Raw genomic sequence first — 14,234 nt, 5'->3', positions numbered from 1 at the left:
TTTTGATTGATCGTTTTTAAGCTAAAAGTGGATCAGTTTTCGGTGATCGTTGACAGTCGATCAAAAGAGTCTTGTTTCAATCCACGCGCCTGCGGGAGGCGCGACTTCAAGCCCTTAATGACCGTCTCTTGCATATCAAAGTTTCAATCCACGCGCCTGCGGGAGGCGCGACTACACTGATAATGAGTTTTTCCCTGATTTCTTGGTTTCAATCCACGCGCCTGCGGGAGGCGCGACATACTACAAAATGACAAAAAACCATGTTTTTCGTGTTTCAATCCACGCGCCTGCGGGAGGCGCGACCTCAATCGCCTTGTTTGGATAGTCTTTAGCAACTGTTTCAATCCACGCGCCTGCGGGAGGCGCGACTTGATATTAAACCTTTAGACAAATAAAGGTAAAGTTTCAATCCACGCGCCTGCGGGAGGCGCGACATAAGTCGTTTGCGCAAAAGATGATTTAAAAATGGTTTCAATCCACGCGCCTGCGGGAGGCGCGACAAACCATCAGGAAGACCGGAACCGCCATCACCAGTTTCAATCCACGCGCCTGCGGGAGGCGCGACTCAACCGGATCGCCATCAGCTCCACGAGTGCGAGTTTCAATCCACGCGCCTGCGGGAGGCGCGACGTGTTGCCACCGTCCGTAACTTCACTAGAGACGAGTTTCAATCCACGCGCCTGCGGGAGGCGCGACGTGGGAACCGCTTCTAGTGGGTTCTTGACGTCTTGTTTCAATCCACGCGCCTGCGGGAGGCGCGACGCAGCAGATGATGGGTTGCTCCCCGTATAGGCCGGTTTCAATCCACGCGCCTGCGGGAGGCGCGACAGCGTCAAGCTTTGCGTAGCGAACCGCTGTATCGTTTCAATCCACGCGCCTGCGGGAGGCGCGACACATTATTGATTGCGTGCTGGACAACCCTGTCGCGTTTCAATCCACGCGCCTGCGGGAGGCGCGACCTCGCAGCCGATGATCGAGCGTGCACTGCTATCGTTTCAATCCACGCGCCTGCGGGAGGCGCGACAAGGTGCTGGTGCCGACTCAGTTTTGGTATAGCGTTTCAATCCACGCGCCTGCGGGAGGCGCGACTGTTGACACTTCGGCAAAACAAACGACCACCAAGTTTCAATCCACGCGCCTGCGGGAGGCGCGACAGCCTCTCGGATGTAAAAATCTCCATCCTCAGCTGGTTTCAATCCACGCGCCTGCGGGAGGCGCGACGATGCCAAGGAGCTTTGCTATATCCGACTGCGTGTTTCAATCCACGCGCCTGCGGGAGGCGCGACCTATCGCATTTGATGTTACCGCGGCTGAAGCTGGTTTCAATCCACGCGCCTGCGGGAGGCGCGACTACTTAACAATGCCAACGTGTAGCTTCGGGAGTGGTTTCAATCCACGCGCCTGCGGGAGGCGCGACATGGCTAGTAAATCATTGAGACTTGGTTTATCAGGTTTCAATCCACGCGCCTGCGGGAGGCGCGACCTCGCCAATCTGTCATATAATCTTCGATTGTCGAGTTTCAATCCACGCGCCTGCGGGAGGCGCGACTTCGATTTTACGCATCTTGTACATTCGATAAATCGTTTCAATCCACGCGCCTGCGGGAGGCGCGACTGCTCTTAACGGCTTCCACCTTTTTGCATTACCTGTTTCAATCCACGCGCCTGCGGGAGGCGCGACCAATGTAAGCGTATTTCTTGCGTAGTTGTCTACGTTTCAATCCACGCGCCTGCGGGAGGCGCGACTGATTCCGTTCTGCGCTCTCACGGCTATCTGCTTGTTTCAATCCACGCGCCTGCGGGAGGCGCGACCAGTTACTGAGCTTGACTCTTGATTAATAACGAGTTTCAATCCACGCGCCTGCGGGAGGCGCGACGAAGAAAAAGGAGGTGTTTTTATGTATGCAAACGTTTCAATCCACGCGCCTGCGGGAGGCGCGACTGAAGCCATGGCCAATGATATCAAGCCAATCTGGTTTCAATCCACGCGCCTGCGGGAGGCGCGACAGCCTATTGTGAAAGGCACGTATAAACTAGCATATTTTATGGTTTGCCGCTAACTTTACGCGGTAGAAGAAAACTATTTTAAGTGAATTTATAAAAATAGATATTTGCTATATTTTTAAAGAACTTATGCAATCGCTAGATCCCCAGTGTTTTACTGAGCACTAAAACCTAGCGATTATAAAATAAGGGGATCTCTGAATATATCTATGGCTTCTTTCGCGCCATGGTGCTCTACTTTGCTTTGCCAGTTTTTGCCAAGCTTATAAAAACGCAAACTGTCTACTTCAGGGTCGTATATTGACAATAGCTTATTTTTAAAGCGTAACCATTGTGTAGCATCTATTTCACATTCGAACACTGAATATTGCACTCTCATACCATAGTCTAAGCATACTTTTGCTAATTGCCGAAGGCGTTTTTTCCCATCATCACTGGCAAAGGATACATCGTAGGTGACCAATACCATCATTGCGCACTCTCCTTATTTTTTGATCACAAATGGCGGATAATGGGCTAAATCACCACGTAAATGCCGGGCTAGTAACATAGCTTGGACATGCGGTAATAACCCAATTTGCACCTTTTCTTGCAAAAACGGGTGTATGACTTCTTCTTGTTTTTTAGCTTGGTAAGCCTGAAAAACCAACTTACGCGCTTCGTCTTTTATGGTTACACCACCGAGACAATCTGTCTCAAAGTCTTTCTTGGTCAGGCTTTTATTATTAAAGAGTTTTAAGGCAATACTATCAACAATGTAAGCTCTAAACTCTTCTAAAAGATCGAGGGCGAGGCTATTTCTGCCCGGACGCTCCTTGTGTAAAAAACCGACCTGAGGATCTAACCCAACTCCTTGTAATGCACCGCTGATCTCTTGGCCTAATACAGAGTAAAGCAGTGAAATAATCGCATTAACCGGATCTTTAGGCGGCCTACGAGTGCGCTTATCAAATAATTGTTTGCTTTCGTTGCCTTTAAACATGTCAGCGAACGCCGAGAAGTAATGTGATGCGGCCTCTCCTTCTAGTCCTAAAATTGTGTCGTAGGCAGTCACAACTTTGAGTTGTTCAATAATTTGCTTTAAACGCTCAATGGCTTTTTCTAACTGTGGCGTACTATTGTGATTGCGCCTAAAGCGTAAAAGCAACATACGAGATGAACGTATTTTTGCGGCGACAATATGTTTGGCAAGTTCGTTTGCAGCCTGCTCTTTAACATTAAACTGCTGCCTACGCAGCAATACATTGCCCGTTTGTTTGCCAACCACATTGGCGAGAAAACGACCATGCATATCAAAAAAAGCGAGATGCGTACCATTTTCACCACAAAAGCCAAGTAACTGTGGCGAAACCATAATATTGCCAAAACAAAAAATGCTACCAATAGAATGAATAGGAAGCTGCATCAACTTTTGCTTTTCTCCGTCCACTTTCTGTTCAATTAGTAAGGTTTCGCGTTGCTTATGCAAATAGACGCCATCTTTGGTGATATAAAGTGAGTTTTGCAGTTTTTTCATTCCGCCTCCGTGTTAAACAATCCGGCTACGTAACCGCTTGAACCGTCTTTATTGGTTAAATCTGGCTGACAGAACTCAATTAAAGAACATGCTTTACAGTGCTTACCTTTGGTTGGCGGAGGTGTTTTCCCGTTTGCAAACAACTGTTGCACTTGGGTAATCAAGACTTTAGTTTGCGTTCGCAGTGGGTTATCGAATTCAATTTCAATGCGTTTGCGTGTTTGCCAATACCAAAGTGCACCATTTGTGACTTCAACGGATAGCATTTCTTCAATACATAAGGCTTGCGCGCACAGCTGTACTTTGTCGATATCGCTGGCTTTTGGTTTACCTCGTTTGTACTCAACGGGGACAAATTGATTGCTGAGTTTATGGTGCTCTAATAAGTCTAATTTGCCTGTTACACCTAATTGTGGCGCAGTCACCACTACGCCACGTTCAAAACGCACCCCTTTACGAGTTTCTGGCTCGCCATTATCAACGCGCTCATGTAACTGCCGCCCGTGTGCCGTTAGGTAGTTTTCTTGCCACACTTGCTCTAAGTGGATCAGCGCACATTGGCGCTGACAAAAAGCAAAGTGTTGTAGAGCGGAGATGTTGATTAGGCGAGCATCAATCATTAGAAGCCCTCGATCACTTCTGGTTCTAGACCTTGTAAAACGCTTACCAGTGAATCATTTAACGCCGTAGTTTCAAGCGGTAAACCTTGTTCAATGTGGGCTCTTAGTGTTTGATGCACTTTTGCTGAAGAATACTGACCAGACTTAGAGTCATGCTTCCACCATACAAGGTGCGAAATACCCATAGAACCTTCGGGACGCGCTGATGATGCATCACCTTCAAAAAGTTTGACTAATACCGCTTTGATTTTATCTGCATCTTCATCAGTGAAGCCTGTTTTCTCAGCCAACTGAGGGGTCATGGCACCGAAAGAAACATAGGTGGCTTTATCTACACGGTGCTTCATCCCCATGGTGTCTGATGACTTTTTAGTGCCGTCACCTTCACCGCTCACGCTCTTGGTTATTTGCGTGCTAGTGATACTCACTGGCTCAATGCTAAACGCGCTTTGAATCGTGACAGGCCCGCGGATTGGAATAGATACACCATCCGAGCCTGTTCCTTTAAACGCAAAGACTTGGCCAAATGCACGCACATCGAGCCATTTTTCACAACATAATTTTGCGGCTTGACTTGGCGCTGTTTTTTTACTGTTGAATGCCTCTTTTCCTACACCAACCTCGTCTGATTCAGCTCGGTTGCGTAAGCTTGTCATGCCATCGGTTTTCCTTTCATCCGATTGAACAAAAATGCTTTCTCCCGCTTCTTGTAAACGATCACGAATTTTGCGCTTTAAACAAACATCGGTAATTTCACCAAAGCCCTCATAATCGGTACGTGGGCGGTTGCCATTCAGAGGGTCACCATTTGGGTTAGCGTTTAATACGTTAAAAATTAACGCAAAGTCGATTTTATTTTGTAAAGTCATAGCGATATTCCTTTTCTTAAACTGTTTCTTCTAAGTTTTCTTGAACTTGTTCGTCATTCACTTTCTTAACCCATTGACCTTTCTCTACTTTATGGGTTTCTAGCCACATCATTTGGTTGTGAAAGCCAAGCAAAAATTCAGGGGTAAGTTTTTGGTTTGAGGTAAAATCCGCAGGATTAAACCTATCGGTTATTTGCATAAGCAGTGCTTTAGTTGCGTTGTCGTATCCTTGGTAGTTATTAAACAGTCGTTGCTGATACGGTACTAAGGCATTGCTGATGTTCAGCCACGTTGAGGCTGGTCTATTCACAAATTGCGTCATAAAACGCTCTGCCGTGGTTAAACGATTTGCTTCACTACTTGAGAGCGCAACTTTTTCAATCTTGTTAGCCACCGCCAGTAAACGACCAAACAAATAGTCGCGACTGGCATTATCTTGTTGTAATGCCATTGGGTATTCCTTTTGAATAGTTGAATGGGTTGTTCGGGTGTAAAACCCTTTGATCAGTGAGCAGGCAATACCTAAATTTTGCAACCAAAGCCAAGTTTGATCGGATTTATAGGCGACACGGTTAATTGCACGATGAAACGCACTGTGCATGATGTCTTGAGGAATTGGTTTGCTCTCAACGATACAGGGGTATAAGCGGGTAATGAGGTTTTTTTTCAGGGTATCGGCCGACTTAAGTACATCACCGTATACGCCATCAAGCACTCGGAATAAACTCGGGGCACTATAAACCCATTGCCACTGATCGTTAATTTTAACTCGCTGTTGCCAGCCCAGATCGAGCTGCCACTGCTCTAATCGCGCTAAAAACTCTTTGGCTATAGTTTCACGGTAATACAAAATGCCCATTCGTCCGGGCGTCGCCGAATCTAGCCCTAGCAGCGCAATTTGTTCGTGGTCATCCAACTGGTTTTTCGTTTTTATACCGTTAAAGTAACGCTTTAATTGATTAGCGTAAGCTCGACCTAAATCCTGCGTGTGCTCAACTTTGTCGGTTTCTGCTAACAAACTTGCCAAGTCACTAAAGTCTAGTTCGGTAGGCTTAGGAACTTCTTTGCCTGATACCGCCCAAGCTAAATAAACTTGATCGCCATTTCTAAAAACACTTTGCTTAGTTAACAAACAACGTAGTGCATTGTGCGCTTTTTGTGTCACTTCAAAGCTAATGTTGCAAGCTTCTTCATTGGATAAAAAACGACCTCGAAAGGTATAACCAGTTTTATCGTTAGCAGAGATTAATTTAGCTTTATCACCACTATGACGTATCTTCGCTGGGTGGTTGCTCGCAGCCAGTTTTTCTTCACCAGTGGCGTAGCACATGGCTGTGCTATCACCATTTTGGCTATCAAAAGTAATCCAGCTTTGCTGGATACTTGGATCAAGCCAAGTGTTTGACTGTGGTTCACCAGGTGTTTCTACACTCCAACAAACTAACGCAGAACCTTGTTCAAACAACCCTTTTTCTTTCGGCAGGATTTTTAATAACGCAGGAGCTTCACCGTCATCTTGCCACTTCGTCAGCAAGTGCCCATCTTGTTCATGCAGCACATTTTCAGCGACTAAGTCTGCAACCACAGTGCCTTTCTCTATGTATTGGTAGACAGCACGCACTGCTGGGTGGCCATGCTCTGAATCACACCAAGCTTTTAATTGCGCTTGATACAACTCAAAGCCAGACTTCTTAATACCACCGAAATCAGCGTAATCTTTCGCAACATATTGGATTTTATCTGCCAATGCATGTGGTGCTAACCCACTTGCTCTACCCGCTGATGACTCAGTCGCAGGGAGAACTAGAACCGTTTTTTCTAATACTTCAGCACGAACAAATTCACCTTGATTGTTAATAACAATGTGAATATGTGCTGTTTGTGGGGTATGACAAATCGGCATCACTTGCTGTTCAAATGGCAGCATATCATTGAGTTTTTCAAGCTCATCGTAGGTTCTATAGAGCGTTGTTAACCAAGTCATAAGATACTCTCCGTTTGCTCAACACCCTGCAGATTTTGTTCAAGCTCAAAACGTTTTGCGTCCATTTTTCTCACGTGACGCGTTACTGGGCATGCTGTCACATGAGGGTATTTAATAACGCCGTTTTTCATTACCCCATGCCAGAATCGGCTAATTAGTTCGTTGTTGCCTGTTTCATCTGGGTAACCAAAACTATGAAACATTAAGCCAAAACCTAGCTCGTCTATATCGTCATAAGCGCCTTCCCCTTCGCCAAACACACAGGGTTCAACGTAACCTTGGCAATCACGCGTGCCTAAAAAGATGTCTTGTCTGCCACCTTTTTCGAGTACGCGTTTAGCAATGGCAAAATGCTTCCCATCTACACGGTCTTTCGCAAGTTCTGGACGATGCTCATTCCATTCAAAATGGGCTTCAATTTGGTACTCAACGTCATGCAAAAAGGTGTAATACGCCAAAGTATTACCGCCTCCCCAGTTCAACGGCTTTGTTCCCTTCGTTTGAGTGCGTAGTGGTTTTATTACCCTGACTCTATCAACATGCCAAATAAGGGTTGGTTTCCAGTAGATGGATTTTAAAATCCCTTTAATCGCCTCGTAAGTAGGAATATGGTAAGTACACTTTTCACCTCCCACTTTAGTTATGGGGTCGGTAAATAACGCATACCTGCCCCATAATCTAAAACTAATACTGTTTTTCACATGGCTCTCCTTGTTAAAAACATGGTTGCATTTAAAAAATTAAATCTTGCTGAGCATTTGTTACTTCTAAGCTCAAGCCAAAATCTTGGCTGTAAAATTCTTCACTTAAATAAAATACGGCTTCATCTTGCGCTATTGGGTACACCGCCTGCTGATCGGTGAGTTTTTGCCATACATTAGGGAAAATATTCACACTGTACTTTTGTGCAGCTTTTAATAAGCCGCGGTAACTTGCCACATCAAAACGCTTATCAAGCGCACACAATTGTGTGATTATGCTTTGCGCTTCTTCATTAAATGGCACGATCACCGAATGTACTGGTGCATCAATGGCTTTAAACTGTTTCGCGGCGGTCATAAATGATTGTTTTAAGGTAAACGGCGTTTTATTGATATTTCTGAGATTGCTGCTCAATAAGTTAAGTAAGGTCTGATCTTGCTTCGCCGGGTATGCCATCTCTTTGTGACGTTCATAAAAGTAGTACTGAAAATATCGATTCATTGCTTCTGGTTTAAGCAAATCTTCTTCAGCAAACTCGGTAAATAGTCTGTTTGTGGCTGCAATACCTGTTTTAATATCGTGTAGCATACCGACATTTTCTTCGGCAGGGTTAAGCACAAACACATGCCCCCTTTTTTGTTTGCCATTTCGATTACAACGTCCCGCAGCTTGAGCGATTGAGTCAAGGCCAGCGACAAAACGTATAACGCAGCCAAAATCAACATCAACACCTGCTTCAATAAGCTGAGTACTGATACATAAAGTGGTCAGCCCGTCTGATAACCGTGCTCTAACTTCATCTAGAATTTGTTTGCGATGAGCCGAGCACATGCCGGTACTTAAATGAAAGATCTTAGTCTCATCAGTAACTTGGCTTTGTAACGCTTGGAATAAGTTTTTTGCCCACGCTTTGGTATTTACAATCACTAAACAGCTTTGTACCGCAGATAATTGCTGTTGTACTAGTTCAGTGATTTCGACCTCATTCCACCCCCCTTTTTTGGTAACGTTCTTTATTCTCACTCGTTCTAGCTGTTGATAAAGCTTTTCAATATTTGGGGTTAGTTCATTTTCTAGTGGTAATTGCAATTCGCCAAACTGCTTTATTTGTTCGGGTAGCTGATTTAGTAAAGGTTGCGTGGCAGTGCACATAAGCGCCGTGGTGTTACCAAAACGCGTTAGATAGTTAATTGTGTTATTGAACAAGTGCACACAACGAATAGGGAGTGTTTGGATTTCATCAAACACCAGTACCGCATTGCTGAGTTGGTGCATACGTCTTGAGCCACGCGTACCACTACCAAACATACTCTCAAGAAACTGCACCATGGTTGTTAGCACTATGGGCTTATCCCAATTTTCACTGGCGAGTTTTGAGCGCCATGTTTGCTGCTCTGGCTCTAAGCTTGAATGATGCTCTAATACCCAATCATCTGTGTTTATTTGCTCCAAAACTTCACGAATGGCATTGGCATTTTGCTCAATGATTGAGGTAAACGGAATGATATAGATGATCCTATCAAGGTTATGTTTTTTGGCATGATGCAGCGCAAAACGCAGACTAGCGTAAGTTTTCCCGCCACCCGTTGGGACAGTCAAACTGTAAATACCTGTTTCATCTTGCGCACGATTAAAACAGTTATCTGATATATCAGCACGAATATGATCGATGGGACTGACTGGCTCAAACTGTGCAATAAAGCTTTCAATTTTATCGCAAGCAACCGCCCAATTAGGTTGCTTAAAACGTTCAGGTTTATTGCTTGGCTGCTCAAAGTCGGCACTATCAATTCGGTCGGCATCAATCAGGCAACTAAAAAGCATCTTTGTAAACATGCCAAGGTAGTAATCATGTTCAATAGCTGAAAGCCCGAATCGATCAAACATACTTTTGAGGTTACGGCTACTTCCTAAAAGAAATTCAAAACTTGCGAGTGACTGCGCTTGTGAAAGTAAATCAGGATCAGCGTTTTTAGTGCATTCTTTTTGATGGGTTAGCTCATCATGCTTTTTAATCCGGTTTGCAAAAACGTTTTCATTTTCTGACAAGCTATCAATCAACCCGCTGTGGTGCGACGCAATACACAGACTTAGTGCTTGAGCAATGGCTAACCCGTAAGGAATAAGAGTTTGGTCTTGTTGCTGTAAATGATTTAGATGGGGTAATAGTGCATTAATCACCCATTGCGCACCTGCACTTGAGTGGTCAATTTTACCCTTTAAGCTTTTGCTGGTTGAACTTTCAGAACTCCCCTCATCATTATCTGGGTTATAGCCCGCTTGCTCAGCAATAATCAGCCGCATGTACGTTTGAAATGCATTACTGTATTTACCAAAGTCATGCATTAAACCAATCAGTTGCCCTTGTTCGGCAAAACCTATTTTTCCAGCAAGCCTGCCAGCTAATTCGCTCACCGCTGTTAAGTGAGCATAAACGCTTTGGTGGTGTCCATGCTCACTATCGGGATGGGCTATATAAAATTCACTCGGGTTTAATTCATTCATCAGCATCGCTCCCACGGTGTCATATTTTCGATAAAACGATGGCAAGTTAGCCGTTCAAATTTATATCGGTCGTAACTTCTCTCTTTCATCAAGCTCCAAAGGGGAAAGGAGCGATCGTGATTTCTAGTGGATGGGAAGAAATGTAGTGCAATCAGTTGATTTATCTCACCAGCTCACAAGATAAGGAGCGCACTGCATAGATAAGCATAATAGCGTTACAGAGATTCATAAACCAGAGCACCCGTTGAATGAACTTTTAAAAATGGGATCTGAATGGTTTTGGCTAAAGTGATTGAGGCTGAACGGCAAACTATACTTGAACACTTCACTTCAAATTGACGGAAAACAAGGCTTGGTTCGCAACAGCTATTTACCAGAATATACTCTAGAGATTGGGCTTGGCGACATTCCTGTGTCAAAGGTCAGAGACAAAACATAGAAGTGTAAATTCGTCTCGATTTTTCTTTAGTCGGCTTAAAGTAATGGTATGGATGCAGAAGTCGATTCGTATAATCCCTTAGCACTGAAAAACACTGGGTAATCGTTAAACCTTTGAGAATGGGCGATGGTTGGAAGATAAGTGTTGTTCGAGATGAGTCATGCCTCTTAGTTCAACCGATAACACGTGAAAATATCCTGCTTTAGGACGGATTTGTTAAGAGCTTCAAAGACTAAGCCATTATCCAGCGCATATTGACCAAACTGCCGGAAGCCCTCATCAGTAACATCAGTGGTCAGACAAAATAATAATGCTCACTCAACTTTTTCAGCCCAGTTTCGTATAATTTTCACTCGATAACATAAAACCTTATCTTTCCTTGGTTGTTATTAAGCAGTCAAAGCAGGATAATATGAGGATCGGAATTTCTACTATATAAAATTATGACCGAATATTTTTTGTTGTTAGTCGGCACCGTGCTGGTCAACAACTTCGTACTGGTGAAGTTTCTTGGCTTGTGTCCATTTATGGGTGTTTCAAAAAAACTTGAGACAGCCATTGGAATGGGGTTGGCGACAACGTTCGTCTTAACCCTCGCCTCTGTGTGCGCGTATCTGGTTGAAAGTTACATTTTGGGCCCACTCAACCTCGAGTATTTACGCACGATGAGTTTCATCTTAGTGATTGCTGTCGTGGTTCAATTTACCGAAATGGTCGTGCACAAAACCAGCCCGACGCTCTATCGCCTATTGGGTATTTTCTTACCTCTGATCACGACCAACTGCGCGGTACTTGGCGTGGCTTTGCTTAACATCAACGAAAATCACAATTTTATCGAGTCGATCATTTATGGCTTTGGCGCAGCGGTTGGCTTTTCGTTGGTTTTGATCCTTTTCGCTTCGATGCGAGAAAGAATTGCCGCTGCCGATGTTCCTATGCCGTTTAAAGGCGCGTCTATCGCGATGATCACTGCAGGACTGATGTCGTTGGCCTTTATGGGCTTTACTGGTTTGGTGACGTTGTAATGAGCTCAATTCTAATCGCAATTATTGCCATTGCTGCTTTAGCGGCTATTTTCGGTGCCGCTCTCGGGTTTGCCTCGATTCGATTTAAGGTCGAAGCCGATCCTATTGTTGACCAAATCGATACTATCTTGCCTCAAACCCAATGTGGCCAATGCGGCTACCCTGGCTGCCGCCCTTATGCGGAAGCCATCGCCAACGGTGACGAAATAAACAAATGTCCACCGGGCGGGCAAGCAACGATTGAAAAGCTAGCCGACTTAATGGGGGTTGATGTCCCAGACTCCGCACACGACCTAGAAAACGCAGTAAAAACAGTCGCCTTCATACACGAAGATATGTGTATTGGCTGCACCAAGTGTATTCAAGCCTGTCCGGTCGACGCGATCGTTGGTGGAACAAAAGCCCTGCACACGGTCATTAAGGATGAATGTACTGGCTGTGATTTATGTGTTGCGCCCTGCCCAACAGACTGCATTGAAATGATCCCTGTAGAAACCACTACAGCGAATTGGAAGTGGCAGATGGACGCCATTCCTGTTGTTGATATTACCAATTCTGCCCCAAAGCAGAATGACGTGAATTAAGGGCTGGTATGTCGTCATTAATCGAACAAATTAAATCGGGAGCGCTGTGGAACTTCCCCGGCGGTGTTCACCCTGTTGAAAACAAAACACAGTCATTAAAAACCAATATTGCGCGCGCAGAGATTGCCAATGAGCTTGTGCTACCGATAAAGCAGCACATTGGTAAACCCGGCATGATCATCGTTAACGTCGGTGATCATGTACTCAAAGGGCAAGCTCTGACTAAATATGACACCAGCTTTATGCTACCTGTCCATGCCCCTACCTCGGGAACGGTTAGCGCGATTGAATTAAGAACTACGGCGCACCCTTCAGGTTTGAGTGAACTGTGTATTGTGATTACACCTGACTTTGAAGAACGCTGGATTGAACGCCAACCTTGGGCCAATTTTAGTGACCATACCGGTGAAGAACTTATCGAGAAAATCCGCCAAGCGGGTATTTCTGGTATGGGTGGCGCAGGTTTTCCTACCGCAAAAAAAATTCACTCTGGCCGTGCTCGTACCGAGGTATTTATTGTCAATGCTGCAGAGTGTGAGCCTTACATCACCGCAGACGACAGCTTAATGCGCGAGTACGCCGAAGAGATCGTTAAGGGCATTGAAATTGTCGAACACATTCTCAAACCCAAATTAACCGTGATTGGTATTGAAGACAATAAACCGCAAGCCGTTAAAGCCCTTCAACAAGCGGCTCAGCACAAAGATATTGTTATCCGTGTCATTCCAACTAAGTATCCATCCGGTGGCGAAAAGCAGCTGATCAAAATCCTCACCAACAAAGAGGTCCCCAATGGTGGGATCCCTGCTGATATTGGTGTGTTGGTACACAACGTGGGCTCTTTGTACGCGATAAAACGCGCAGTATGCGACGGCGAACCCTTGATTGAACGCGTCGTAACCCTGACTGGTAACACTTTTAAGCAACCGCGAAATGTCTGGGCGCTGCTCGGAACGCCAGTTGAAGCACTCCTGAACGAATTTGGTTATCAAGCGGATAAGAAGTTGTCACGTCTGATTATGGGCGGGCCAATGATGGGCTTTACACTTCCCCATGCGCAGGTACCGATCACCAAAACTTCTAACTGTATCTTGGCGCCTACTCGCAACGAGATCTCACCTGATCACAACGAGATGGCCTGCATCCGGTGTGGAGAATGTGCGGATGTTTGTCCCGCTTCACTGTTGCCGCAACAATTGCAATGGCATGCCAAGGCCGAAGAGTATGAAAAATGCGAAGAGCTCAATCTTAAAGATTGTATCGAGTGTGGTGCTTGCGCTTTTGTCTGCCCAAGCGAAATTCCCTTGGTCCAGTACTATCGCCAAGCCAAAGCGGAAATAAACACCCGCAAAGAAGAAGCCGAAGCGGCAGAACGAGCGAAAATTCGTTTTGAAGAAAAGAAAGCTCGTATGGAGCGCGATAAAGCGCAACGCGAAAGTCGCTTCAAGAAAGCGGCCCAAGATCGCCGTAAAGACATGGAAAAATCGGGCGGTGATGATGCCGTTGCCGCCGCTATCGCTCGCGTTAAAGCGCAAAAATCACAACAAAGTGACGATGAGCCTAAAGTAAAACCAGCCGTAGCGGCTGCCATTGCTAAAGCAAAAGCCAAACAAGCAGCGGCCTTAGAACAAGGCAATTCAGAGCCTGATAATACAGAAATGGCGAAGTTGCGTGAAGAGCGCAAACGTCAGGCTCGTGAGCGCAAAGCGCAGAAAGAACAACAAGCGGAAGAAAAAACAACTGATACCAGCGAAATAACCGCCGGCGATGCGAAGAAAGCCGCTGTTGCTGCCGCAATTGCCAGAGCCAAGGCGCGTAAAGCCGAGCAAACCCCACCAGCCGAACAACCATCGGCTGACACTCGCGAATCAACCGCCGGCGATGCCAAGAAAGCCGCTGTTGCGGCCGCGATCGCAAGGGCCAAAGCGCGCAAAGCCGAGCAAACCCCACCAGCCGAACAACCATCGGCTGACACTCGCGAATCAA

General features: G+C 45.6%; 10 protein-coding genes and 1 CRISPR repeat array. Of the genes, 3 read left to right on the top strand and 7 right to left on the bottom strand.

Annotation, left to right across the window (positions count from 1 at the left end; all coding sequences use genetic code 11):
- Positions 1-73 precede the first annotated feature (73 nt).
- Positions 74-2,007: direct repeats of the CRISPR family, unit length 32 nt; unit sequence GTTTCAATCCACGCGCCTGCGGGAGGCGCGAC.
- A gap of 175 nt (positions 2,008-2,182) precedes the next feature.
- The 7 genes from cas2 to CDZ87_RS16210 are packed head-to-tail and all read right to left on the bottom strand — an operon-like array spanning position 2,183 to position 10,200.
- Positions 2,183-2,476, bottom strand: coding sequence for a CRISPR-associated endonuclease Cas2 (cas2, locus tag CDZ87_RS16240; protein ID WP_100754459.1), 294 nt, complete (start codon positions 2,474-2,476; stop codon positions 2,183-2,185).
- A gap of 12 nt (positions 2,477-2,488) precedes the next feature.
- Positions 2,489-3,520 (bottom strand): type I-C CRISPR-associated endonuclease Cas1c, encoded by a 1,032-nt coding sequence (cas1c, locus tag CDZ87_RS16235; protein WP_100754458.1) that lies wholly within the window; start codon positions 3,518-3,520, stop codon positions 2,489-2,491.
- The gene (cas4, locus tag CDZ87_RS16230; protein ID WP_100754457.1) at positions 3,517-4,140 is read right to left on the bottom strand and encodes a CRISPR-associated protein Cas4; all 624 of its coding nucleotides are present in this window, start codon (positions 4,138-4,140) and stop codon (positions 3,517-3,519) included. Before cas4 ends, cas1c begins: the two co-directional genes overlap by 4 nt.
- On the bottom strand, positions 4,140-5,009 hold the full coding sequence (gene cas7c / locus CDZ87_RS16225; protein WP_100754456.1) for a type I-C CRISPR-associated protein Cas7/Csd2: 870 nt from the start codon (positions 5,007-5,009) through the stop codon (positions 4,140-4,142). The genes cas4 and cas7c overlap by 1 nt, the downstream gene beginning before the upstream one ends.
- A gap of 16 nt (positions 5,010-5,025) precedes the next feature.
- Positions 5,026-6,993, bottom strand: coding sequence for a type I-C CRISPR-associated protein Cas8c/Csd1 (gene cas8c / locus CDZ87_RS16220; protein WP_100754455.1), 1,968 nt, complete (start codon positions 6,991-6,993; stop codon positions 5,026-5,028).
- Positions 6,990-7,694 (bottom strand): type I-C CRISPR-associated protein Cas5c, encoded by a 705-nt coding sequence (gene cas5c, locus CDZ87_RS16215; protein ID WP_100754454.1) that lies wholly within the window; start codon positions 7,692-7,694, stop codon positions 6,990-6,992. Before cas5c ends, cas8c begins: the two co-directional genes overlap by 4 nt.
- A gap of 31 nt (positions 7,695-7,725) precedes the next feature.
- Complete coding sequence (locus CDZ87_RS16210; protein WP_100754453.1) at positions 7,726-10,200, bottom strand: CRISPR-associated helicase/endonuclease Cas3; 2,475 nt, start codon at positions 10,198-10,200, stop codon at positions 7,726-7,728.
- A gap of 882 nt (positions 10,201-11,082) precedes the next feature.
- Here CDZ87_RS16210 and rsxA point away from each other — a divergent pair.
- The 3 genes from rsxA to rsxC all read left to right on the top strand — a co-directional run.
- Positions 11,083-11,664 carry an electron transport complex subunit RsxA gene (gene rsxA / locus CDZ87_RS16200; protein WP_100754452.1) on the top strand — a complete coding sequence of 194 codons (582 nt, stop codon included), beginning with the start codon at positions 11,083-11,085 and terminating at the stop codon, positions 11,662-11,664.
- Positions 11,664-12,248: an electron transport complex subunit RsxB gene (gene rsxB / locus CDZ87_RS16195; RefSeq protein WP_038173009.1), complete on the top strand. Its 585-nt coding sequence runs from the start codon at positions 11,664-11,666 to the stop codon at positions 12,246-12,248. The genes rsxA and rsxB overlap by 1 nt, the downstream gene beginning before the upstream one ends.
- Positions 12,249-12,256: 8 nt before the next feature.
- A partial coding sequence (rsxC, locus tag CDZ87_RS16190) for an electron transport complex subunit RsxC (RefSeq protein ID WP_100754451.1) occupies positions 12,257-14,234 on the top strand: 1,978 nt, incomplete at its 3' end.

The sequence above is a fragment of the Vibrio salilacus genome, assembly GCF_002811245.1.
GTDB lineage: Bacteria > Pseudomonadota > Gammaproteobacteria > Enterobacterales > Vibrionaceae > Vibrio > Vibrio salilacus.
Note: the sequence above shows the minus strand (reverse complement) of the source record. Positions and strands in the feature narration are given on the sequence as shown.